Source organism: Maledivibacter halophilus, assembly GCF_900167445.1.
GTDB lineage: Bacteria > Bacillota > Clostridia > Peptostreptococcales > Caminicellaceae > Maledivibacter > Maledivibacter halophilus.
The window spans coordinates 15540-37021 of sequence record NZ_FUZT01000007.1 but is presented as its reverse complement, the minus strand read 5'-3'; the positions used below and the strand labels follow the sequence as shown (position 1 = coordinate 37021).

The 21482-nt window shown below is 31.2% G+C and carries 22 protein-coding genes, 1 pseudogene and 1 riboswitch; all 23 genes and pseudogenes read left to right on the top strand.

Translation table 11 applies throughout. The features are described 5' to 3' along the window. Nucleotides 1-44 precede the first annotated feature (44 nt). Nucleotides 45-1235, top strand: coding sequence for a glycine C-acetyltransferase (locus B5X81_RS14035; protein WP_079492556.1), 1191 nt, complete (start codon nt 45-47; stop codon nt 1233-1235). A 374-nt stretch (nt 1236-1609) separates the two neighbouring features. Next, entirely contained in the window at nt 1610-1891 is a 282-nt protein-coding gene (locus B5X81_RS14030) for a DUF503 domain-containing protein (RefSeq protein ID WP_079492554.1), read from the top strand. Nucleotides 1892-1976: 85 nt separating this feature from the next. Continuing rightward, a complete protein-coding gene (nth, locus tag B5X81_RS14025) occupies nt 1977-2633 on the top strand; it encodes an endonuclease III (protein ID WP_170917426.1) in 657 nt (218 codons plus the stop codon). 223 nt (nt 2634-2856) lie between these two features. Beyond that, nucleotides 2857-4863 carry a cell division protein FtsA gene (locus tag B5X81_RS14020; RefSeq protein WP_244282105.1) on the top strand — a complete coding sequence of 669 codons (2007 nt, stop codon included), beginning with the start codon at nt 2857-2859 and terminating at the stop codon, nt 4861-4863. A 50-nt stretch (nt 4864-4913) separates the two neighbouring features. Then, nucleotides 4914-6392 (top strand): VanW family protein, encoded by a 1479-nt coding sequence (locus tag B5X81_RS14015; RefSeq protein ID WP_079492551.1) that lies wholly within the window; start codon nt 4914-4916, stop codon nt 6390-6392. 14 nt (nt 6393-6406) lie between these two features. Continuing rightward, nucleotides 6407-7099 (top strand): DUF2225 domain-containing protein, encoded by a 693-nt coding sequence (locus B5X81_RS14010; RefSeq protein ID WP_079492550.1) that lies wholly within the window; start codon nt 6407-6409, stop codon nt 7097-7099. A gap of 2 nt (nt 7100-7101) precedes the next feature. Then, a complete protein-coding gene (locus B5X81_RS14005; RefSeq protein WP_079492548.1) occupies nt 7102-7308 on the top strand; it encodes a hypothetical protein in 207 nt (68 codons plus the stop codon). Then, on the top strand, nt 7289-7603 hold the full coding sequence (locus tag B5X81_RS14000; RefSeq protein WP_079492547.1) for a YbjQ family protein: 315 nt from the start codon (nt 7289-7291) through the stop codon (nt 7601-7603). Before B5X81_RS14005 ends, B5X81_RS14000 begins: the two co-directional genes overlap by 20 nt. 251 nt (nt 7604-7854) lie before the next feature. Then, entirely contained in the window at nt 7855-8451 is a 597-nt protein-coding gene (gene cobU, locus B5X81_RS13995) for a bifunctional adenosylcobinamide kinase/adenosylcobinamide-phosphate guanylyltransferase (protein WP_244282104.1), read from the top strand. 14 nt (nt 8452-8465) lie between these two features. Further along, nucleotides 8466-9197, top strand: a complete 732-nt coding sequence (gene cobS / locus B5X81_RS13990) for an adenosylcobinamide-GDP ribazoletransferase (protein WP_170917425.1) — start codon at nt 8466-8468, stop codon at nt 9195-9197. A 120-nt stretch (nt 9198-9317) separates the two neighbouring features. Then, the gene (gene cobC, locus B5X81_RS13985; protein WP_079492544.1) at nt 9318-9908 is read left to right on the top strand and encodes an alpha-ribazole phosphatase; all 591 of its coding nucleotides are present in this window, start codon (nt 9318-9320) and stop codon (nt 9906-9908) included. Nucleotides 9909-9963: 55 nt separating this feature from the next. Beyond that, nucleotides 9964-10148: riboswitch (cobalamin riboswitch) on the top strand. Between the two features lie 131 nt (nt 10149-10279). Continuing rightward, nucleotides 10280-11680 (top strand): cobyrinate a,c-diamide synthase, encoded by a 1401-nt coding sequence (locus tag B5X81_RS13980; RefSeq protein ID WP_244282103.1) that lies wholly within the window; start codon nt 10280-10282, stop codon nt 11678-11680. Next, entirely contained in the window at nt 11664-13196 is a 1533-nt protein-coding gene (locus B5X81_RS13975; protein ID WP_079492924.1) for a cobyric acid synthase, read from the top strand. The genes B5X81_RS13980 and B5X81_RS13975 overlap by 17 nt, the downstream gene beginning before the upstream one ends. 2 nt (nt 13197-13198) lie before the next feature. Then, on the top strand, nt 13199-14152 hold the full coding sequence (gene cbiB / locus B5X81_RS13970; protein WP_079492541.1) for an adenosylcobinamide-phosphate synthase CbiB: 954 nt from the start codon (nt 13199-13201) through the stop codon (nt 14150-14152). Nucleotides 14153-14347: 195 nt separating this feature from the next. Beyond that, the gene (gene cobD, locus B5X81_RS13965; protein ID WP_170917424.1) at nt 14348-15430 is read left to right on the top strand and encodes a threonine-phosphate decarboxylase CobD; all 1083 of its coding nucleotides are present in this window, start codon (nt 14348-14350) and stop codon (nt 15428-15430) included. Beyond that, nucleotides 15420-16298: a GHMP family kinase ATP-binding protein gene (locus B5X81_RS13960; protein WP_079492538.1), complete on the top strand. Its 879-nt coding sequence runs from the start codon at nt 15420-15422 to the stop codon at nt 16296-16298. The genes cobD and B5X81_RS13960 overlap by 11 nt, the downstream gene beginning before the upstream one ends. 15 nt (nt 16299-16313) lie before the next feature. Further along, nucleotides 16314-16937 (top strand): precorrin-8X methylmutase, encoded by a 624-nt coding sequence (locus B5X81_RS13955; RefSeq protein ID WP_079492536.1) that lies wholly within the window; start codon nt 16314-16316, stop codon nt 16935-16937. Nucleotides 16938-17096: 159 nt separating this feature from the next. After that, on the top strand, nt 17097-18257 hold the full coding sequence (gene cbiD / locus B5X81_RS13950; RefSeq protein ID WP_330397382.1) for a cobalt-precorrin-5B (C(1))-methyltransferase CbiD: 1161 nt from the start codon (nt 17097-17099) through the stop codon (nt 18255-18257). Continuing rightward, a complete protein-coding gene (gene cbiE / locus B5X81_RS13945) occupies nt 18257-18892 on the top strand; it encodes a precorrin-6y C5,15-methyltransferase (decarboxylating) subunit CbiE (RefSeq protein ID WP_079492533.1) in 636 nt (211 codons plus the stop codon). Before cbiD ends, cbiE begins: the two co-directional genes overlap by 1 nt. Further along, nucleotides 18873-19466 carry a precorrin-6Y C5,15-methyltransferase (decarboxylating) subunit CbiT gene (gene cbiT / locus B5X81_RS13940; protein WP_079492532.1) on the top strand — a complete coding sequence of 198 codons (594 nt, stop codon included), beginning with the start codon at nt 18873-18875 and terminating at the stop codon, nt 19464-19466. Before cbiE ends, cbiT begins: the two co-directional genes overlap by 20 nt. An 8-nt stretch (nt 19467-19474) precedes the next feature. Beyond that, the gene (gene cobM / locus B5X81_RS13935; RefSeq protein ID WP_208985067.1) at nt 19475-20233 is read left to right on the top strand and encodes a precorrin-4 C(11)-methyltransferase; all 759 of its coding nucleotides are present in this window, start codon (nt 19475-19477) and stop codon (nt 20231-20233) included. Next, nucleotides 20226-21266, top strand: coding sequence for a cobalt-precorrin 5A hydrolase (gene cbiG / locus B5X81_RS13930; protein ID WP_170917423.1), 1041 nt, complete (start codon nt 20226-20228; stop codon nt 21264-21266). Before cobM ends, cbiG begins: the two co-directional genes overlap by 8 nt. Nucleotides 21267-21342: 76 nt before the next feature. Then, nucleotides 21343-21468 (top strand): annotated as a pseudogene (locus tag B5X81_RS28810) (hypothetical protein); the annotation flags it as partial. Between the last annotated feature and the right edge of the window lie 14 nt (nt 21469-21482).

Here is a 21482-nt window from a genome sequence, read left to right as displayed (position 1 = left end):
GATGTAAGATAATATATCTTTTTTTAAAAGGAGGAGATTTTCAAATGGCAAATGTTCATGAATTAACGTTTTTAAAGGAGAAAATTAAAGACTTAAAGGATCAAGGGGTTTATAGAAAACTTCCTGTTTTAGAAGGGGCAAATGAAGCAGAGGTTATTTTAAATGGAAAAAAAGTTATTAATTTATCATCAAACAATTACCTAGGTTTTGCCAACCATCCAAGATTGAAAAAAGCAGCTATAGCTGCAGTAGAAAAGTACGGTGTAGGAGCTGGAGCTGTTAGAACCATAGTTGGTAATATGGATATACATGAAGAAATGGAAAAGATCTTAGCAGAATTTAAAAGAGAAGAAGCTGTTATGTCATTCCAGTCTGGATTTAATTGTAATGCAGGAGCTATTCAGGCTATAACAGAAAAAGGAGATTTAATTGTATCCGATGAATTAAACCATGCAAGTATAATAGATGGATCTAGGCTTTCAAAGGCTAATAAAACAATATATAAGCATAATGATATGAATAGTTTAGAGAGCGTTTTAAAGGAGAATAGAGATAAATATAGAAATATCCTTGTAATTACTGATGGGGTTTTCAGTATGGATGGGGATGTTGCAAATCTACCTGAAATTGTTAAGCTTGCAGAAAAATACGAAGCAATGACCTATGTCGATGATGCCCATGGATCAGGAGTTTTAGGGGAAAATGGTCGTGGAACAGTAGATCACTTTGGATTACATGGTAGAGTGGACTTTAGTATTGGTACTTTATCAAAGGCAATAGGAGTAGTTGGAGGATATGTTGCTGGAAGTTCTACGATGCAAGAATGGTTAAGCCATAGAGGTAGACCTTTATTATTTAGTACTTCACTACCACCAGCTGCAGTAGGTGCCATAACTGAAGCTGTTAAGATGCTTATGGAATCCAGTGAATATACCGATAAACTTTGGTCTAATGCTAAATTTTTCAAGGCGAAATTAGGAGAGTTAGGATTTAACACTGGAAATAGTGAGACTCCAATAACACCAGTTATAATTGGTGATGAAGCAAAAACCATGGAATTTTCTAGAAAGTTATTTGATAATGGTGTATTTGTATCTGGAATTGTATTTCCAACAGTACCTAAAGGAACAGGCAGGGTAAGATGTATGGTAACTGCAGCTCACACTGAAGAACAGCTTGAAAGAGCGGTGTCAGTATTTAAGAAAGTTGGAGAGGAAATGAAAATACTTAAATAAAAGAGAATGACTAAAATTATTTATATTTAATTATAAGGTTGTTTTTTCCTTGATGTATTGAATTTATAAAGCTAACAGCTAATGAGTAGCAGCTGTCAGCTAAATAAACAAAGTATATCTGGTGAAGAAATAGCCTTTTATTATTTTAATGTTAAATTTCACATGTATATTTCTAAAAATAGCATTTTCTATAATTAGCCAATTCTCTTTGTAATATTGAAGCCCCCTTTTTTTTATTATATAATTGTAAGTATGTAAAGTTATGCTGACTATAGATATGTGATTTTAAAAATTAATAAAAGGAACGTTTATTTAAAACTGGCACAATGGGTTAAATTAATTATTACAAATTAAATTGACAAGCGAGGAATAAAATGATTATTGGAAGCTGTGAAATTAAACTAGTAATATTTGAGGTTAATTCATTAAAGGAAAAGAGACAAGTGATTAAAAGCTTACTCAAAAGAATACAATCAAGGTATAATGTATCAATAGCTGAAGTAGATTTGAATGATATTTGGAGAAGGGGAGTAATTGGTTTGGTATGTGTAACCACTTCTACTAAACATGCCAATCAGATGCTCAACAATGTAATTAAGTTTATCGAAAATGATGGCAGGGTAGAAATAATAGAATGTAAATTTGAAATAATTTAAAAAAATATTAAAGATAAGCAACTTTAAAGTCTAATAAATTTTAAATGACAATGGTGTTTATCTATAGATAGAAAGGATTTTTTATATGGCTAGAAGTAAAAAGATGCTTTCAAAAAAAGAAATTAAGGAAGTTTTAAAGATTTTACAAGATTTATATCCAGAAGCTGAATCTGAACTGATATATAATTCGCCCTTTGAACTTTTAATTGCTACAATATTGGCGGCCCAATGTACAGATAAACGTGTAAATAAAGTAACGAATGAATTATACAAAAAATATAATACTCCTGAAGATTTTTTGCAATTGAGTGAAGAGGAATTGGGAGCTTTGGTTAAAAGTTGTGGTTTCTATAGGATGAAATCCAAAAATATTTTAAATACATGTAGGATTCTAATAGAAGAATTCAATTCTCAAGTTCCAAGTACTATAGAAGAGCTTATGACTTTACCGGGAGTAGGAAGAAAAACTGCAAATGTAGTTGTAAGTAATGCCTTTGGGAAAGATGCTATTGCAGTTGATACCCATGTTTTTAGAGTTTCGAATAGAATTGGTTTAGCTAATAGCAAGGATGTTTTTGCTACAGAAGATCAGTTAATGAAAAACATTGAAAAAAATCTATGGTCCGATGCCCATCATTGGCTTATTTTTCATGGAAGAAGGATATGCAAAGCGAGAAAGCCGAAATGTGAATTGTGTCCCCTTACGGGCTATTGTTTGTATTACAAGAAAATTTCTGAGTGATTCTAGCTGCTAAAGTAGAACATTGAAGCTTCAGATAGAATTATACTTCACCTGAATAGGATTCTAAATGCTCCTTTACTAATTGGATGTATATACTTAAATAAATATTTGTCGTATAATGTTATTAGAAAAATTTTTTTATAATATATTAATATATTTTGTTTTAAAATACTATAGTTAGAAATCTAGATGGAATGAGATAATGTTGAAAAGGGGGGATATAATGGGAGACGTCATTTTTTCTCTTGATATAGGAACCAGAAGTGTAGTTGGTATACTTGGAAAAATGGAAGGGGAAGTTTATACCGTAATTGATTATGAGATAATTGAGCATCCTGATAGAGCGATGTACGATGGCCAAATACATGATATAGAAAAAGTTTCTCAGGTTGCCAGGGAAGTAAAAGAAAGATTGGAAGGTAGAAATGGGATCAGTCTTAAATATGTATCTATAGCTGCAGCTGGTAGAGCATTAAAGACTCAGAAGGTTTTTGTTGAAAATGAAATAGATTCTACTGCTGTAATAGAAAAACCTTTAATTGATAGTTTAGAACTCCATGGAATACAGATGACACAAAAGGAATTAGAAGAGATATGCAATGATAAGGAATCTAAATATTATTGTGTTGGATATACAGTTGTGAATTACTATTTGGATGATAGTATTATTACTAATCTAAAAGGCCATAAAGGTAAAAAAATTGGAGCTGAGGTTTTGGCCACTTTCCTTCCCTATGTTGTAATAGACAGCTTATATACAGTGGTTCATAATGTGGGACTTGAAGTTATTAATTTAACTCTTGAACCCATAGCCGCTATAAATATTGCTATTCCCCCTAAATTTAGATTGTTGAATTTGGCTCTTGTGGATATAGGAGCTGGAACATCTGATATTGCTATTACCAGAAATGGAACAATATCTTCCTATGCTATGGTTTCCTTTGCAGGTGATGAAATAACCGAGGCTATTTCCAGAGCCTTTTTATTAGACTTTATAACCGCAGAAAAGTTAAAAAGCCAGTTAAACAATAAAAAGCATCACAGGTTTACTGATATAGTTGGGATAGAATATGATTTGCCAACGGAGGATATAGTATCAAAGATAGATGATGTAATTCGGGAGCTTAGTGAAAAAATTGCTGAAAAGATAGTTGAGAATAATGGGAATTCTCCTAGTGCAGTATTTTGTATAGGAGGAGGAAGTCAAATTCCAAGGCTAACAAAGTATTTGTCTGAAAAACTAGAAATTCCTAAGGAACGTGTAGTAGTACGTGGAACGAAGGTTTTAGAAAAACTTGGTTTCCTATGTGATGAACTTAAAGGGCCAGAGTTTATTACACCAATAGGAATAGGATATACAGCATTTAAAGAAAAGGAACAGAATTTTCTTAAGGTTACTGTAAATGATAAACTGATAAGATTGTTTAATTCTAAGCAGCTTTCTGTTGCTGATGCTTTATTATTAGTAGGTTTTAATGCTAGAAAATTAATAGCAAAAAAAGGTGAATCAATATCTATTGAAGTAAATGGTAATAAGAGAATATTACATGGTAGTTATGGAGAAGTGGCAAAAATATATCTTAATGGAAAACTAGCAAGTTTAGATACAAAAATAAAACATGAGGATTCTATCGTTATTAAAGAGGCAACCCCAGGAAAAGCACCAAGGGTAAAGTTAAAGAGTATTGTTGATTTTACCCAAACTATTATAGTGAATGGTGAAAATGTAAATCTAATTAAATCCATAAGTGTAAATGGAGAGAAATCCCATGAAGATTACATATTGAAGAACAATGATAAAGTAAATATTGATAAGATTAAAAATATTGAAGAACTAATGGAAATCCATAATATAAATTTATATGAAAAAAGAATTTTTTTAAATGATATGAATGTTAATAGGAATCATATATTAAGTAATGGAGATGTTATTAGTATAGAAAAGATTGAGAAAAAAGATAAGGATTTAGATAAGAAGGATTTGAATAATAAGGATTTAGATAAGAAGGATGTAAAAGAAAAATTAAATTACATTATAGTAAATGTAAATGGGAAAAAAATAAAGTTAAATAGAGATGATAAAAATCCAATTTTTGTAGAAATATTTAATTATATAGACTTTGATATAAATACTCCTAAGGGAATATTAGAGCTTAAGCTAAATGGTAATAGAGCTAGCTATACAGATATTCTTAAAGAAGGAGATGATATTGAGATATTTTGGAAATAATAAAATTTACCTGTCAACTTTCAATCATATATATTATTTTGGAGGCAATTATGACAAATAATAATAATAAATCTAAAGGGAAAAAAAGATTGCTAAGCATAACAATAATTGTTATTGGCTTTCTTTTATTTAGTAGTATATCTGCTGTGATTTCTGTGATGCTTATCTATAAAGATTCTATTCACAGTGGCATACATATAGAAAAAATTGATATTGGTGGACTTACTATTGTGGAAGCCAATGAAAAAATTGAAAAAAGCCTTAAGAATGTTTTAGATAATGAAAAGATAATATTAAGATATAAAGATAATTCATGGGAACTAAAGCCGCAAGATATAGGAATGAAATATGATTTTTTAAAGGCTGTAAATGATGCCTATTTGATTGGAAGAAGAGGTACTTTTTTTGACCGTATATATACAATGGCTGGCCTTTTAAAAGAGCCTTATAATATGTCTCTTAAAGCTTCAATAGATATGGAAAAAATAAACAATTTATTGAATACAATAGAGAAGGATATAAATCGCCCAAGTATAGATGCCACTATTAAAAGGGAAAAAGAAGAATTTGTTGTTAGTAAAGAATCCTTTGGAGTAAGGCTAAATAAGGAAAAAACTGCAGAAAAAATCTCTAAAGAGCTATTAAATAGTAATTTTTATAATGTTGTTGAAATTGATATGGATGTGGAAACTGTGGCTCCCAAATATACATGGGATATGCTTAATAGAATTCAACATTTACTGGGTTCCTATACAACAAAGTTTAACTTAGGAAACAGAGGGAGAAGCTATAATGTTAAATTAGCTGCTGAAGCCATTAATGGAAAAATATTTTTACCAGGAGAAATTTTTTCTTTTAATGATGTTGTTGGACCAAGAAATGTGAAAAGTGGTTATAAAAATGCTCCTGTGATATTTAAAGGAGAATTAGTAGATGGTATTGGAGGAGGAGTATGTCAAGTTTCAAGTACTCTTTATAATACTGTATTATTTAGTCAATTGGGTATTTTAGAAAGAACTAATCACAGTATTCCTTCTACCTATGTTCCTATTGGATTAGATGCTACTGTTTCCTATGGAGTATTGGATTTTAAGTTTAAGAATACCACAGATGCACCTATATATATAGAATCAATTATCAATAAGAACAAAATAACTATCAATATTTTTGGTGAAAACAATTTAAATAGGGAAATAAAATTAACTAGTAATATAGATAAAGTCATTAAAAAAGATACTGAAGTAGTCTTTGATGAAAATATACTAATAGGAGATGAGATAATAGCGGATAAAGGAAGAAATGGTTATAGAGTATCATCATATATTCATATCTATGAAGATGGAAAATTTGTTGAGAAGAAACTAATATCTAAAGATTATTACAGACCACGTAAGGAAATAATAAAGAAGGGGACAAAACAACCTATTGAAGAAAATAATAAGATGGAAGAAAATAATAATATTGAAGAAAATAATAATATTGAAAAAAATCAAGGCGAACTTGGTGAATTAGACATTAATAATTTATAGCAGAGGTGTTTTAAATGAGTGATGGATTATATGAAAAAAATATTATTTGTCCTATATGTAATAATAAATTTACCACTAAAAAGGTAAAAACTTCAGCAATAAGAGTTTCAAAAAGAGATACAGATTTTTGTCCATATTATGAAGGGGAAAATCCGTTGTTTTATGGGGTTTTTGTGTGCGAACACTGTGGTTATGCTGCTCTTGAAGGAGGTTTTTCCATAACAAAACCAGAGGAAAATAAAGAAAAAATTTTAAATACTATTTCTCCAAAATGGAATCCAAGAAGCTATGGTGGAAGAAGAGATATTGACGAAGCCATTGAAGCATATAAATTAGCACTATTATGTTGTGATGTATTAAATGAAAAAAGCAGCATACAAGGGAAGCTTTGTTTGCGTTTAGCATGGTTTTATAGATACAAAAATGAAAAAGAAGAAAAAAAATTTATTGATTTTACAATAAATTTTTTTGAAAAAGCATATACCGGCGAGAGAATTAGTGGTAATGAAGATGAGGAAGTGATAGTGCTTTATTTATTGGGAGAACTTAATAGAAGAGCAGAAAAGTTTTCGAAGTCTATAATTTGGTTTGATAAAACCTTAAGCAATCCCCAGATAAAAAGGAAAAGACATATAGAGCTAAAGGCTAGAGATCAATGGAGCTTGGCAAGGGAAGAGTATAAGAAAAGGAAGGCTGAGGTGGTTTAATGGTGAGACTTGGTTATTTTTTTGTTTTGCTGGGTATTCTAATTATGATTATATATGGTATTTATATAGTGCTTTTAGATTTTTCTATGCCAATGCCAATAAAAATTTCCATAATATTAATCGTAATCGGTATATTTACAATGATTCTTAATTTAATAATTATTAGAAGAAAGGAGAGAAATGAAGAGGATGATTCTAGTAAATACTAACAATATACCCGGTAGAGAAATAACCGAGGTAATCGGCTTAGTTAGAGGTAGTACTATTCAGTCAAAACATATCGGAAAGGATATTGTAGCAAGTTTAAAAACAATAGTTGGTGGAGAGATTAATGAATATACAAAGATGTTAGAGCAAGCTAGAAAAATTGCTATTAAAAGAATGGTAGATGATGCTCAAAGTCAGAGGGCTGATGCAATTGTCAATATAAGGTTTGCCACATCGGCTATTATGCAGGGAGCTGCCGAATTATTAGTATATGGTACAGCGGTTAAAATCAAATAATAGGTTTGGGTTATGTTTGAGAAACTTGCATAATTAACATTGTTAATTTTAAAATACAATATGTAGATAACTTGCTTAACTTTCTCTACTGCATTTTGTATTTAAAAAAATTTCACATGTATTATGCAATTTCTTCATTTATTAATGCTGTTGATTTTATGAATATTTGTTTATATAATAAAAAATGTCCTAGGATTAGGGCATTATTTTTTACATTACCCTATTTTGATAGGAAAGATGGAGGAAACTTTATGATAGAAAATGAAAAATGTAAAGAAGCCAATATGAATTCAAAAATTATTTTAATAACTGGTGGAGCAAGAAGTGGGAAAAGTTCATTTGCAGAAAAGCTTACGGCCAAATTAAGTGAGAATGTGGCATATATAGCAACGGCTTTACCCTTTGATGATGGAATGAAGGATAGGATAAAAAAGCATAGAGAATCAAGGCCGAATTATTGGACTACTTATGAGATTTACAAGGATATATATAAATACATAGATGAGATTTCTGTAAAACATGATGTGATTTTGTTAGATTGCATTACTATTTTAGTAACAAATTTAATGTTTGAAAATAGTGATCTCGGTTGGGATGATATTAATATGGAAAGAGCTTCTGAAATAGAAGAGTATATAAAAGAGCAAGTGAGTCTTCTTATAAAAAAAATAAGAGCTGTAGAAATTAATTGTGTTTTAGTCACTAATGAAGTGGGGCTGGGAATTGTTCCTGAGAATAGATTGTCTAGAATATTTAGAGATATTGCTGGGAGGATTAATCAGTTTATAGCAGGAAATTCAGATGAGGTATACTTTACAGTTTCAGGCATACCCATGAAGATAAAGTAGAGGAGAAAATGATTATGAAAAGATTTATACTTATGCTTCAGTTTTTAACAAGAATTCCAATTAATATGAATTTAGATGTAAATGAAGATGATTTTTTTGAAGGGGTTATATATTTTCCCCTTGTAGGACTAATTATAGGAATGTTTGTAGTGGCTTTTTATTATATAGGGACTATATTATCCGATAAGCTATTAGGAGCTGTATTTGCTGTTATAATAGAAGTGTTTATAACAGGGGGGCTACATCTTGATGGATTGGCAGACACCTTTGATGGTGTATATAGTAATCGACAAAAGGATAGGATTTTAGAAATAATGAAGGACAGTAGATTGGGAACTAATGGAGCATTAGCATTATTTGTGCTGCTTATTTTGAAGATTGTATTAATAAATAGCCTTAAAGTACCAGATGTTTATGCTGTGTTGCTTTTGATGCCAATATTTGCAAAGTTGAATGTTGTCCTTGCATCACGAATAGCCAGTCCCGCAAGAAAACAGGGAATGGGAAATCTTTTTATTGGAAAAGTAAGTACAGGACAATTTTTAATAGCATTTATTATTGCAATAATACCGTCACTAATATTCCTTAAAATTGTTCCTGTTATAGGACTTATGCTAATATTTTCCATATTATATGTTAGACATATAAGCAATAGAATAGATGGAATGACAGGGGATACTTTAGGATCATTATCTGAATTATCTGAAGTGGCTTTCCTTTTATTTATAGTTATTCTATTTAGGTGAGAAAATTGCATATGGGAATATTGCCCTTAATTTAACTTATTATGCTAGTTATCATAGCAGGAGTTTTAATATTTTCTTTTTGCTTATGTAATAAACTAGAACACGTTAGGAGATTTAAAAATGCTTGAGATAATCTTTGTAAGACATGGGGAGTCAAAAATGAACAAGGAAAGTTTATATTGTGGATGGACAGATTCTTTTCTAACTGATAAGGGAGTTAAACAAGCCGAAGCTGTCAGAAAAAAATTAGCAGGTGAAGAAATTAAGTTAATTATAAGTAGCGATTTAAATAGATGTTTTATAACGGCAGAAATAATAAATAAAGACCACAGAAAAAGGATTGAAAAGGAAAGCTCCTTAAAAGAGCTAAACTTTGGTATATGGGAAGGCCTTAGTTATGATGAAATTATTAATAAATTTCCTGTAGAGGCCAAATATTGGGCGGAAGATTTTACTAATTTTAAGATTCCCAGAGGTGAAAGTTTAATGGAAATGCATGAAAGAGTCAATAATACATTTGAGAAAATTATTAATAAATATAAAAAAGGAAAAATACTCATAGTTACCCATGGAGGAGTTATTAGAAGTATTTTGTCTGAGCAGATAACTGGAAGTATAGATGGCTACTGGAAGTTTAAAATTGAAAACTGTGGTATAACTAGACTTCAGATTACAGAAGGTTTTCCAATATTATCTGGAATAAATCAATGAATTCATAAGAAAAGTCATTGTTAATAGATTGTTATTCTGATAAAATGAAATTGTAATTTAATATGTCTTATCAGGTGTTCATGTAACTTAAAAGGGAAGACGGTGAAAAGCCGTTACAGCCCCCGCTACTGTAAGTGAGGATGAAACCAGAGAAAAGCCACTCAAATCTTATGTTTGGGGAAGGTGCTGGGAGTAAAATGATTCATAAGTCAGGAGACCTGCCTGGTAAATAAGACGCAGCTTAAGTAAACTACCTTCGGTGGGAAGGGAAGTATACATATTTATAAATTATGTATGTGTATTTTTACCTGACATCGGTGTATGTCAGGTTTTTTTGTATAATTACAATATTAATAAGTTGGGTGATAAATGTGAAATCTTCTAGAATAGTTATAGCGGGAACTCAAAGTGGTGTAGGAAAGACGACAATATCTACAGGGATTATGCGGGCACTTGTTTTAAGAGGAATTAATGTTCAGCCCTTTAAAGTAGGTCCAGATTATATAGATCCTGCCTTTCATAGCTTTGTGACAGGTAATAAATCTAGAAATCTAGATAGCTGGATGGTTGATGAAAAAATCCTAAGAGATTTGTTTATAAAAAACTCCTTCGATAAAGAGATTTCTATAATAGAAGGTGTTATGGGTTTATATGATGGATTTGGTGTGGAAAAGGATATGGGAAGCAGTGCCCACATATCTAAAATTATAAATGCACCAGTTATCTTGGTTATAGATGGAAGTGGCATGTCATCTAGCGCAGCAGCTGTAGTTCTTGGTTATAAGAAGTATGATGAAGATGTAAATATAAAAGGTATTATAGTTAATAATGTATCAGGGGAAAGGCATTATGAATTATTAAAAAAGGCAATTGAAAAGGATACGGGAATTAGATGTTTTGGCTATTTAAAGAATAATATAAATGTAAAATTGGAAAGCAGACATTTAGGATTAGTTCCAAGTGTTGAAGTAGAAAATCTAGAAAAGAAATTAGATGAGTTAGCTAATATGGTGGAAGAGACCATAGATATTGATGGAATTATAAAATTAGCCAAGGAGACTTCAGAGCTAAAAAAGGAAGTCCAAACTAGTATAAGTAATAAAAAAAATATAAATATTGGAGTTGCATTGGATAAAGCCTTTAACTTCTATTACCAGGATAATTTAGACCTTCTTGAAGAGTTAGGGGCAAATCTAATATACTTCAGCCCATTGAAGGACAAAAGCTTACCTCAAAATATACATGGACTGTATATTGGTGGGGGGTTTCCGGAGGTCTTTGCAAAGGAGCTTGAAGAAAACAAAGAAATGAGAAAAGGTATTAGAAAGGCTTCCCTTGATGGAATGCCCATATATGCTGAGTGTGGAGGGTTAATGTTTTTAACAAACTCCATTACAACTCTGGAAAATAGAAAATATGAAATGGTTGGGGTTTTTAATAGAGAAGCTAAAATGACAAAGCGATTACAGCGATTTGGATATGTAGATGTAAGTATAAATAAACCCTGTGTTATTTCTAAAGGAGATGATAGAGTTAGAGGTCATGAGTTCCACAGATCAGCTTTAAATGAAGTAAGTAGGGGAGATTATGCCTATAAAGTAAATAAGATAAGAGAAGGTGAAATTTTAAAATCGTGGGAATGTGGGCTTATAAAAAATAATACATTAGGAGCATATGCTCATATTCACTTTTATGCTAAGAAAGATTTGGCTATTAATTTTATTAATAACTGCAAAACATTTAAAAAAGGAAGTGATGAGGTTGAAGAATAAATCATTAATGTTGCAAGGAACAGCTTCTTCTGTTGGAAAAAGTATATTAACTGCTGCATTTTGCAGGATATTCAAGGAGGATGGCTATAAGACTGCACCCTTTAAGTCCCAAAATATGGCCCTCAACTCCTATATAACCGAAGAAGGGCTAGAAATGGGAAGAGCTCAAGTAGTTCAAGCGGAAGCAAGTTGTCAGAAACCCTGTGTTTTGATGAACCCAATATTGCTAAAGCCAACTACCGATAAGAAAAGTCAAGTTATTTTAAAGGGAAAGGTTTATGGTAATCTCTCAGCGATTGAGTATCATAATTTCAAACCTAAGCTTAAGGAGTTGGTTAAAGATACATATGATAGATTATCTAAGGAGAATGATATAGTTGTATTGGAAGGTGCGGGCAGTCCTGCAGAAATAAACCTTAGAGAAAATGATTTAGTAAATATGGGAATGGCGGAAATATCTGATTCACCGGTAATAATAGTTGGTGATATAGATCGTGGAGGGGTTTTTGCTTCTATATATGGGACTATTATGTTATTAACTGAAGAAGAAAGAAAAAGAGTGAAGGGCATAATAATAAACAAATTTAGAGGAGATGTAGAAATACTTAAACCAGGAATAAAGATGCTAGAGGATTTGATAAATATACCTGTTTTGGGGGTGGTCCCATATACGGATATTCAGATAGAAGACGAAGATAGCCTTGCAGAAAGGTTCCGAAGAAGGGGAGAAGGTGAAGGAGAAATAAATGTAGAGGTCTTATATCTTCCACGGGTTTCAAACTTTACTGATTTTAATGTGTTTGAAACCCAGAAAGATGTTAATCTAAGATATGTTATGCGGGGGGAGAGCATAGGAAATCCTGATATTTTAATAATTCCCGGCTCTAAAAATACTATAGAAGACCTAGTATATCTTAGGAATTCAGGACTTGAGGAACAGATACTTAGATTAAATAAAAAGGGAAAGATAATAGTCGGCATCTGTGGTGGATATCAGATATTGGGAACAAAAATAAAAGATCCCCATAAAACGGAAAGTGGTATAGATGAAATAAATGGTTTAGGACTTTTAAATACCGAAACAATTTTTGAAGAGAACAAAACTACGACTCAAATTGAAGGAAAAATTCTTATGGGGAATAATGGCATTTTAGAAAAGATAAATTCCTATAAAGTTACAGGATACGAAATACATATGGGACAAACAAAGCTTTTAGAAGGCACATCACCCTTTATAAAGATAGATAAACGACTCAATGATAAGGTAGAAGTTTTTGATGGTGGAGTAAATGAAAAAGGAAATGTATTTGGAACATATATACATGGTATTTTTGACAATATTAGTTTTACAAGGGATATTTTAAACAGAGTCAGAGAGGAAAAGGGTCTTGAGAAAATAGAAAGTAGTGTAGAGAGTTTTAATGAGTTCAAAGAAATAGAATATAAAAAGCTTGCTAAAATAGTCAGAAATAATATTGATATGAAAAAAATATATGAAATTGTAAATGGTGATTAGATATGGAGCTTATTTTTATAGGATATTGTTTAGATTTATTATTCGGTGATCCTAATTGGATTCCTCATCCTATTAGATTTATAGGCAAAGGAATTAGTAAATTTGAAAATTACATAAGAAAAATCTTTAGCCAAGAATCAAAGCTAAAGTCTGGTGGGATATTATTAGCTATTGGGATTATAGGTGCCACATATTTAATAACCTTTTCTACTTTATTTATTTTGAACAGAATTGACCACAGATTGGGAAAGGTTGTCCAAATCTTTATGATTTTTCAAATATTGGCATCCAATAGCCTTGCAAAGGAAAGCAGAAAGGTTTACTATCCACTGATGGAGGGGAATATTTTCAAGGCAAGGAAGTTCTTATCTTATATAGTAGGTAGAGACACTAATAATTTACATAAGCAAGAAATAACAAGGGCCACCGTTGAAACCATTGCAGAAAATATTTCTGATGGTATTATAGCCCCATTATTATATATTTTTATTGGAGGAGCCCCTTTGGGGATGGCCTATAAAGCTGTAAATACATTGGACTCAATGGTTGGTTATAAGAATGATAAATACAAAGATCTTGGGTGGGCGTCGGCAAAAATTGATGATATAGTGAATTTTATACCTGCTAGAATAACGGGATTATTGATTGTACTATCAACTGTATTTTTGAGATATGACATAAAGAATTCCATAAAAATATTGCTAAGAGATAAAAAAGAACACAGTAGCCCAAATGCAGGTTATCCTGAAGCAGCTGTTGCAGGTGCTCTTAATATTAGGCTTGGAGGAACGAGTATTTACTTTGGAAAGTCAGTTTATAAGCCTACAATTGGAGATGATTTACGAAATATAGAAATTGAAGATATAAATAGAACAATAAAAATAATGTATGTAACATCATTTTTGGGAGTTTGCTTATTAGGAATTATTAAATATTTAATTTTAAATAGGATTTAGATGGTTTTAATATTTCATTATAAGAACTGGCACAACGAGTTAATTTAAACAAATTAAAGTTAAAGCTTAACCTTAATTATATAATCTAGGAATTTCAACAGATATCAATATACTTAAAGAAATGCATTAACTTTAAATATCAACCTATAACTATAAAGTATTCTTAGACATTTTTGATTAAAAGGAGGGATAAGATTGAGAGCAAAGCATGGTGGAAATATATATGAGACGGCAAAAAAATATGGAATCAGTGAACAGGATATTATTGATTTCAGTGCAAATATTAATCCCCTTGGAATTCCATATAAGCTTAAAGAGACTATAATTTCCAATATTGAAACAATAGAGAATTATCCCGATCCAGATTATAAACGGTTAGTATTAGCCATAGCTGAATACAACAATATCCATGAAGATTTTGTAATTCCTGGAAATGGAGCGACAGAAATAATCTTTAAAATAGTACAAGCAATAAAGCCTAAAAAAACCCTTTTACTAGCCCCAACATTTTCAGAATATGAAAGAGCATTAAAAAGCGTTGGTAGTGATGTAGTGTACTATCTACTAGATGAAGATACTCAATTTAATGTAGATAAAAATGTATTATTAGAAAAACTAAAGGATAATATAGACTTTATAGTATTATGCAATCCCAATAATCCTACTGGTCAAATTATTGGGCAGAATATATTAAAAGAAATATTAATAGAGTGTAAGAAAAGAAAAATAAATTTTATGATTGATGAGGCTTTTATTGAATTTGTAAAAGATGAAAAAAACCATAGTCTGATTGGTTCTTTATATGATTTTGATAATTTGTTTATAATAAGGGCATTAACTAAATTTTTTGCAATACCTGGTCTTAGAATAGGCTATGGACTTATATCAAATCAGGGGATAAAGGGAAAAATTATAGATGGAAAAGAGCCTTGGACCATAAATGGCTTTGCCGCTATTTCTGGAGAGGCTTTACTTGAAGATAAAGAATATATTGAAAAAAGTAAAGAGTTTTTTGAATTAGAAAGAAAATATATGTATGAAGAACTTCAAAAAATAAGAAACATAAAAGTATTTAAACCCTATGCCAATTATGTATTTTTTAAATTGATAAGTAAAGATATAGATTTAAAGGAAGAACTAATTCAAAGGAAATTATTAATTAGACAATGTATTGATTATGTGAATTTAGATGGTTCTTTTTTTAGAGTGGCTATTAAGGATAGAGATTCCAACAAAAAATTAATTGAAGGCTTAAAAGAGGTACTATATGATAATTAAGGTGAAATGTCCCGCCTCCTGCGGCGAACTAATTCAAGGTTTAGTAGGAGACGGTGAGAAACTTATATCCCTTCCTATTGATATTTATTCGCAGGTTACCTTGTGTGAAACTAAAGAGCCAAAATTGGAAACAAAGAAAGTGAAAATGAGATTGGCACTGGAAAAAACCTTCAAATATTTCCATATCTCTAAAAAATATATGGAAAATATATCTTTATCCCTAGATTCCAGTATACCTATAGCTAAGGGGATGGCTAGTAGTACAGCAGATATAGCGGCTACTGTAATTGCTACCGCTAGATTTTTAGGAAAAGAAATTAGTTTTAAGGAGCTTGGTGAGTTGTGCTGTGAAATTGAGCCTACAGATAGTACTATATTTCAAAGGTTAACATTGTTTGATCATATAAATGGAAGGATTATTGAGGAATATGATTGGAATCCTAAAATCAAGGTGTTAATCCTGGAAATGGATAGAATTGTGAATACTGAGGAATTTAGAAGAACTGACTATTCAGATGTTAGAATTAAAAATAAAAATCAAATTGAGAAGGCCTATAGAATTTTTTCGTCGGGTTGTAAAATGAAGGATAAGAGGCTTCTAGGAAAGGCTGTTACTATTAGTTCCTTAATGAATCAGGAAATATTATACAAGCCAAAGCTTGATGAGATTTTAGATATTTCTATAAAATTAGGGGCTTACGGTGTAAATGTGGCCCATAGTGGTACGGTAATAGGCATATTATATGATGAAAGTCAAATGGACATAAATGAGTTTAAATACATTATTGGAAAAAGAAAAATTACTAAGTATTATACTAAAATATATTCTGCAAATATGATAAAGGGTGGAGTTAGAATCATAAAATAGAAAAGGATGGGTTTTATGAATAATTATATAAAGAATCCCTATGCAATTGAAGAGAAGAGCTTTGAAATTATTACTAAAGAATTAGGAGATAGGACTTTTCCCCAGGATATAGGTAAAGTAGTTAAAAGAATTATACATACTACAGCTGACTTTAGTTTTGCTGATATTACTATTATAAGTAAAGGGGCTATACAGCAGGCTAAAGAGGGGATAAAGTCTGGGAAAAATATTTACACGGATACAAAAATGGCTATGTCTGGAATAAATAAAAAAAGATTATCTGAATTTGGAGGAAAGGTTTTAAACTTTGTTTCAGATCAAGACATTGCTTTAAAGGCTAAGGAAGAAGGAGTTACCCGATCTATAATAGCCATGAGGAAGGCTGTAGAGGAAAATCCCAATGGAATATTTGTTATTGGAAATGCTCCTACTGCTTTATTTGAGCTAATAAATCAAATAAGAGGAGGTAATGTTAACCCATCTCTGATAGTAGGAGTTCCTGTAGGTTTTGTAGGGGCTGCTGAGTCAAAGGAAGAGCTTTTAAAGCTTGATGTACCATATATACTTACGAGGGGTAGAAAAGGTGGAAGCAATGTGGCTGCGGCTATAATTAATGCCATTCTTTATATGATTAATTAGATATATATGTATTATTATAATTTCATAAGTTTATAATTTCCTATGTGTTATAAAAATCGCGGGGAAGGAAACCTCAGAGTCTACTTCCTTTCTTAATTTTTGAGAAAAGACATAATAGAATGATATGAATCTTAGAACTTATCACTTAGAACTACAAATGTGTCGCCAGATGCTTTTGTACCATCGAAACGAGGGAATACAATGCTTGATAAATATGTTGTTAAAAATGGTAAGAAAATGAAATATGGATATACAACTGGTTCCTGTGCTGCAGCTGCAGCAAAGGCTGCTGCATATATGGCATTGAAAAATAAGATTATAGATAAAATAAATATAGAAACTCCTAAGGGCTGGATTTTAACATTGGATGTAATTGAGCCAGCCATTAAAATAAAAGGGCAATCGGCATTTTGTTTTATAAAGAAGGATGCGGGAGATGATCCCGACATAACCCATGGGATTTTAATAGGAGCTGATGTAGAAATAATTGATACACCTGATATTATTATTAAAGGAGGGGAAGGGGTTGGAAAAATTACTAAACCAGGTTTGTACCTTCCTGTAGGACAGCCGGCCATTAATCCTGCTCCCCTGGAAATGATCAGAAGTGAAGTTTTAAAGGTTTTACCTGATAATAAGGGTGCAATTATTACTATTATAGTACCTGAAGGTGAGAAAATTGCAAAAAAAACATTTAATCCCAAGTTAGGTATACAGGGAGGAATATCTATTTTAGGTACAAGTGGAATCGTAGAGCCCATGTCTGATGAAGCATTTAAAGAATCAATTATTATTGAGCTTAATATGGCTGTAAATAATGGACTTGATAGATTAGTATTAGTTCCTGGAAATTATGGAGAAGAAAATGCCCAGAAGTTATTTGGTATAGATAAAGCTAATATAATAAAGATTAGTAATTTTATTGGATTTATACTTGATAAATGTATTGAGAAAAAAATAAAAAAAGTCTTATTAATCGGACATATTGGTAAGCTTGTTAAGCTTGCAGGGGGTATATTTAATACCCATAGTAGAGTTGCAGATGGAAGACTGGAGATTATTGCAGCCAATTTAGCTTTAATAGGTGCTTCTAAAGAAGTTATTAAAAAAGTTTTTCAGTGTGTTACAACGGAAGGGGCAGTTAATCTTATAGAGGAATACAAATACCATGAAGTATATGGGATATTATGTAGGAAGGCAGAAGAAAGGTGTATAAGCTATACCCATGAAAACCTTGAAATAGGAGTTGTAATGTTTTCTATGGAAAAGGGGCTTTTAGCAATAGGGGATAAAGCCAAAGAAATTTTGGAGGAGTTCTAATGAGTAAAATTTATGTTTTAGGCATGGGTCCAGGACATATGGATTATGTGTTTCCAATTACTTCAAAAATCATAGAAGAAAGTGATGTTTTAATAGGTGGCAAAAGAATTCTAGCTGATTTTAAGGATGGGAAACAAGAATTAATATATATAGATAGCAAACTAAGTAAAATTATTGAATATATAAAAGATAATAAGAATAAGAAAAAAATATCTCTGTTGTTATCGGGAGATACAGGATTTTATAGTATGCTTAATTATCTGAAAAAACATTTTGAAGATCGTGAAATTGAAGTTATTCCTGGTATTAGCTCATATCAATATCTAATGGGCAGGCTTAAAAAATCATGGCATAATTCTTTTGTAGGTAGTGTTCATGGAAGAGAGCTTGATATTATCAATATTGTAAAAAAGTATGACAGTGTTATTTTACTTACTGATAATAATAATTCTCCTTCAAGGATTGCTGATCTTTTAATTAAATCAGAAATTAAGAACAAAAGGATAATAATAGGAGAAAATCTATCCTATGAAAATGAAAGAATTATTATTGATACACCAGAAAGGATTGCAAAAATAAAGAACTTCAGTATGTCGGTGGTGGTGATTGAGAGTTATGAAAGGTTGGAATTATAAGACATCTGGTATTCCCGATAATATGTTTGTGAGGGGAAAGGTTCCTATGACTAAGGAAGAAATAAGGGCTCTTTCCATATCAAAGATGAGATTAAAAGAAGATTTTCACGTAGTTGATATAGGCGCTGGAACTGGTTCAGTGTCAGTGGAAATTGGGTTGATTTGCAGCTGTGGCAAAGTTACAGCTATAGAGAAGAATATTGAAGGAAGTAGACTTATAATTGAAAATGCAAGAAAATTCAATGTTAATAATATTGAAGTAATTCATAGTGAAGCTGTAGAAGCTTTAAGAGACATTAAATTTTTCCATAGGGCTTTTATAGGTGGAAGTGGAGGACAGCTTGAGGAAATATTAAAACTTTGTAGGGAAAAGATGACTGATGAAGGTATTGTGGTTATAAATTCCATAACAATAGAAACCTTATATAAATCTATAAAGATATTAGAGGAATTATCATATTGTGATATCGATGTGACTTCAATATCTGTTGCAAAGGGTAAAAGTGTTGGCAGGTATACAATGATGGAAGGTTTAAATCCAATATATATAATAAGTGGCAAAAATAAGAAATGAGGGATAAAATGAAGGTGTATTTTATAGGGGCTGGGCCAGGTGATCCAGAATTGATTACTGTAAAGGGTGCAAAGATAATAGCACAAGCTGATATAATCATCTATGCGGGTTCACTGGTTAATAAGGAAGTTATTGATACAAGAAAAAGAAATGCTGTGGTTTGCAATAGTGCATCAATGACATTGGATGAAGTTATAGAAGTTATAGATAAGGGAATCAGGCATAAAAAAATTATTGCAAGGGTTCATACAGGAGATCCTAGTATTTATGGAGCAATAAGGGAGCAGATGGATATTTTAGATAAAAAGAAAATTGATTATGAAGTAATACCTGGAGTAAGTTCATTTGTGGCTTCAGCGGCTGCCATAAAAAAAGAATTTACTTTGCCTGGGGTTTCCCAGACAGTAATACTTACTAGGATGGAAGGAAGAACACCTGTGCCTAAGGATGAAAGTATAGAATCTTTGGCAAAGCATAGAGCAACAATGTGTATATTCCTATCTGTTCATATGATAGAAAAGCTGGTGGAAAGACTTATTATCTCTTATCCTAAAAATACCCCCGTCTGTGTTATTCAAAAGGCATCTTGGAAGGACGAAAAAATTGTTATTGGAACCTTGGATAATATAGCTGAAAAGGTAAAGGAAGCTGGAATAACAAAAACAGCACAAATATTGGTGGGAGACTTTTTAGGTGATGAATATGAATTATCAAAATTATATGATAAAAACTTCAGTCACGAATATAGAAGGGCAAAAAGTGAATAAAGCAATAATTACCCTTACTAAAGGTGGTATAAAGCTGGGACTAAAGCTTTTGGATCAATATGAAGATTCAGTTTTATATGTAAATAGAAAATTTGATATTAACCATGAAAGGGTAAAAAAGATTGAAGAAGGCATAAATAAGTTAACAGGGGCAATATTTCAACAATATGAGTGCTTAATATTTATTATGGCCACAGGTATAGTTGTAAGAGCTATAGCTTCCTATTTAAAAAATAAAGCATTGGATCCAGCTGTAGTTGTAATGGATGAAAAGGGAAAAAATATCATTTCTTTATTATCGGGACATTTGGGAGGCGCAAATGAAATAACTTTGGATATTGCTAAAAAATTAAATGGTAATCCCGTTATTACTACTGCCTCTGATATAAATAATACCTTAGCTGTGGATACATTGGCCATGAAAACTGGGTGTGCAATTGAAAATCTTAAGGATGCCACAAAAGTAACTGCCCATATAGTCAATAAGGAAATAGTTGGAATAGTAAGTAAAATACATTTAAATATTAATTTACCTGATAATATGATTCTTTTAGATAATAACAAAACTACTGATGGATTTAAGGGAATTATCATAATTACAAATAAAAAGATAATTACAAGATCCCTGATAGACACAGTAGTTTTAAGACCTAAAAATATTATTATAGGTGTTGGCTGTAAAAAAGGCAAGACAAGAGAAGAGATAGTAGAAGCTATAAGTGTTTCACTGGATAAAATAGAGCGAAGCCATTTATCTATAAAGCATATAGCAACTATTGACGTTAAAAGGAATGAAAAGGGAATAGTAGATGCTGCTAATTATTATAATGTTCCATTAGTAATTATTGAAAGAGAAAAAGTGTTAAAAATAGAAAAAAAATTTGAAGCTTCGGATTTTGTCAAAAGAACTATAGGTGTTGGCGCTGTAGCTGAGCCAGTTTCAGTATTGTCATCTAATGAAGGCAGGCTGATTATGAAAAAAACAAAATATAATGGTATCACAATAGCTATTGCAGAAGAGGGTGGAGCTTAAATGGATATCGTTGTAGTTTGACTTATCTATAGAAAAATTTTTTTATCTAGATAAAAAAATATAGAAAAGTTTAGTTGAGAAATTATTTAAACCCCCGATACATGAGCTAAAAAGAGCAGGTGAAGATAGACAGGGAGAAAAGTATGCCAAAATTGCAAAAGAACTTTTTGGACTAATGGATGCTTCCTGTAAAAAAAGCTAAAAGTAGGTGAAAAA

Excerpts from the sequence above, each read along its gene's own strand:
- cobM (WP_208985067.1), top strand. The coding sequence starts at position 19,475 with ATGAAGGTGTATTTTATAGGGGCTGGGCCAGGTGATCCAGAATTGATT.
- B5X81_RS14015 (WP_079492551.1), top strand. The coding sequence starts at position 4,914 with ATGACAAATAATAATAATAAATCTAAAGGGAAAAAAAGATTGCTAAGC.
- cbiE (WP_079492533.1), top strand. The coding sequence starts at position 18,257 with ATGAGTAAAATTTATGTTTTAGGCATGGGTCCAGGACATATGGATTAT.
- B5X81_RS13960 (WP_079492538.1), top strand. The coding sequence starts at position 15,420 with ATGATAATTAAGGTGAAATGTCCCGCCTCCTGCGGCGAACTAATTCAA.
- cbiB (WP_079492541.1), top strand. The coding sequence starts at position 13,199 with ATGGAGCTTATTTTTATAGGATATTGTTTAGATTTATTATTCGGTGAT.
- cobS (WP_170917425.1), top strand. The coding sequence starts at position 8,466 with ATGAAAAGATTTATACTTATGCTTCAGTTTTTAACAAGAATTCCAATT.
- cobU (WP_244282104.1), top strand. The coding sequence starts at position 7,855 with ATGATAGAAAATGAAAAATGTAAAGAAGCCAATATGAATTCAAAAATT.
- B5X81_RS14010 (WP_079492550.1), top strand. The coding sequence starts at position 6,407 with ATGAGTGATGGATTATATGAAAAAAATATTATTTGTCCTATATGTAAT.
- cbiT (WP_079492532.1), top strand. The coding sequence starts at position 18,873 with ATGAAAGGTTGGAATTATAAGACATCTGGTATTCCCGATAATATGTTT.
- cobC (WP_079492544.1), top strand. The coding sequence starts at position 9,318 with ATGCTTGAGATAATCTTTGTAAGACATGGGGAGTCAAAAATGAACAAG.
- B5X81_RS14000 (WP_079492547.1), top strand. The coding sequence starts at position 7,289 with ATGATTCTAGTAAATACTAACAATATACCCGGTAGAGAAATAACCGAG.
- nth (WP_170917426.1), top strand. The coding sequence starts at position 1,977 with ATGGCTAGAAGTAAAAAGATGCTTTCAAAAAAAGAAATTAAGGAAGTT.
- B5X81_RS13955 (WP_079492536.1), top strand. The coding sequence starts at position 16,314 with ATGAATAATTATATAAAGAATCCCTATGCAATTGAAGAGAAGAGCTTT.
- B5X81_RS14020 (WP_244282105.1), top strand. The coding sequence starts at position 2,857 with ATGGGAGACGTCATTTTTTCTCTTGATATAGGAACCAGAAGTGTAGTT.
- B5X81_RS13975 (WP_079492924.1), top strand. The coding sequence starts at position 11,664 with ATGAGGTTGAAGAATAAATCATTAATGTTGCAAGGAACAGCTTCTTCT.
- B5X81_RS14030 (WP_079492554.1), top strand. The coding sequence starts at position 1,610 with ATGATTATTGGAAGCTGTGAAATTAAACTAGTAATATTTGAGGTTAAT.
- B5X81_RS14035 (WP_079492556.1), top strand. The coding sequence starts at position 45 with ATGGCAAATGTTCATGAATTAACGTTTTTAAAGGAGAAAATTAAAGAC.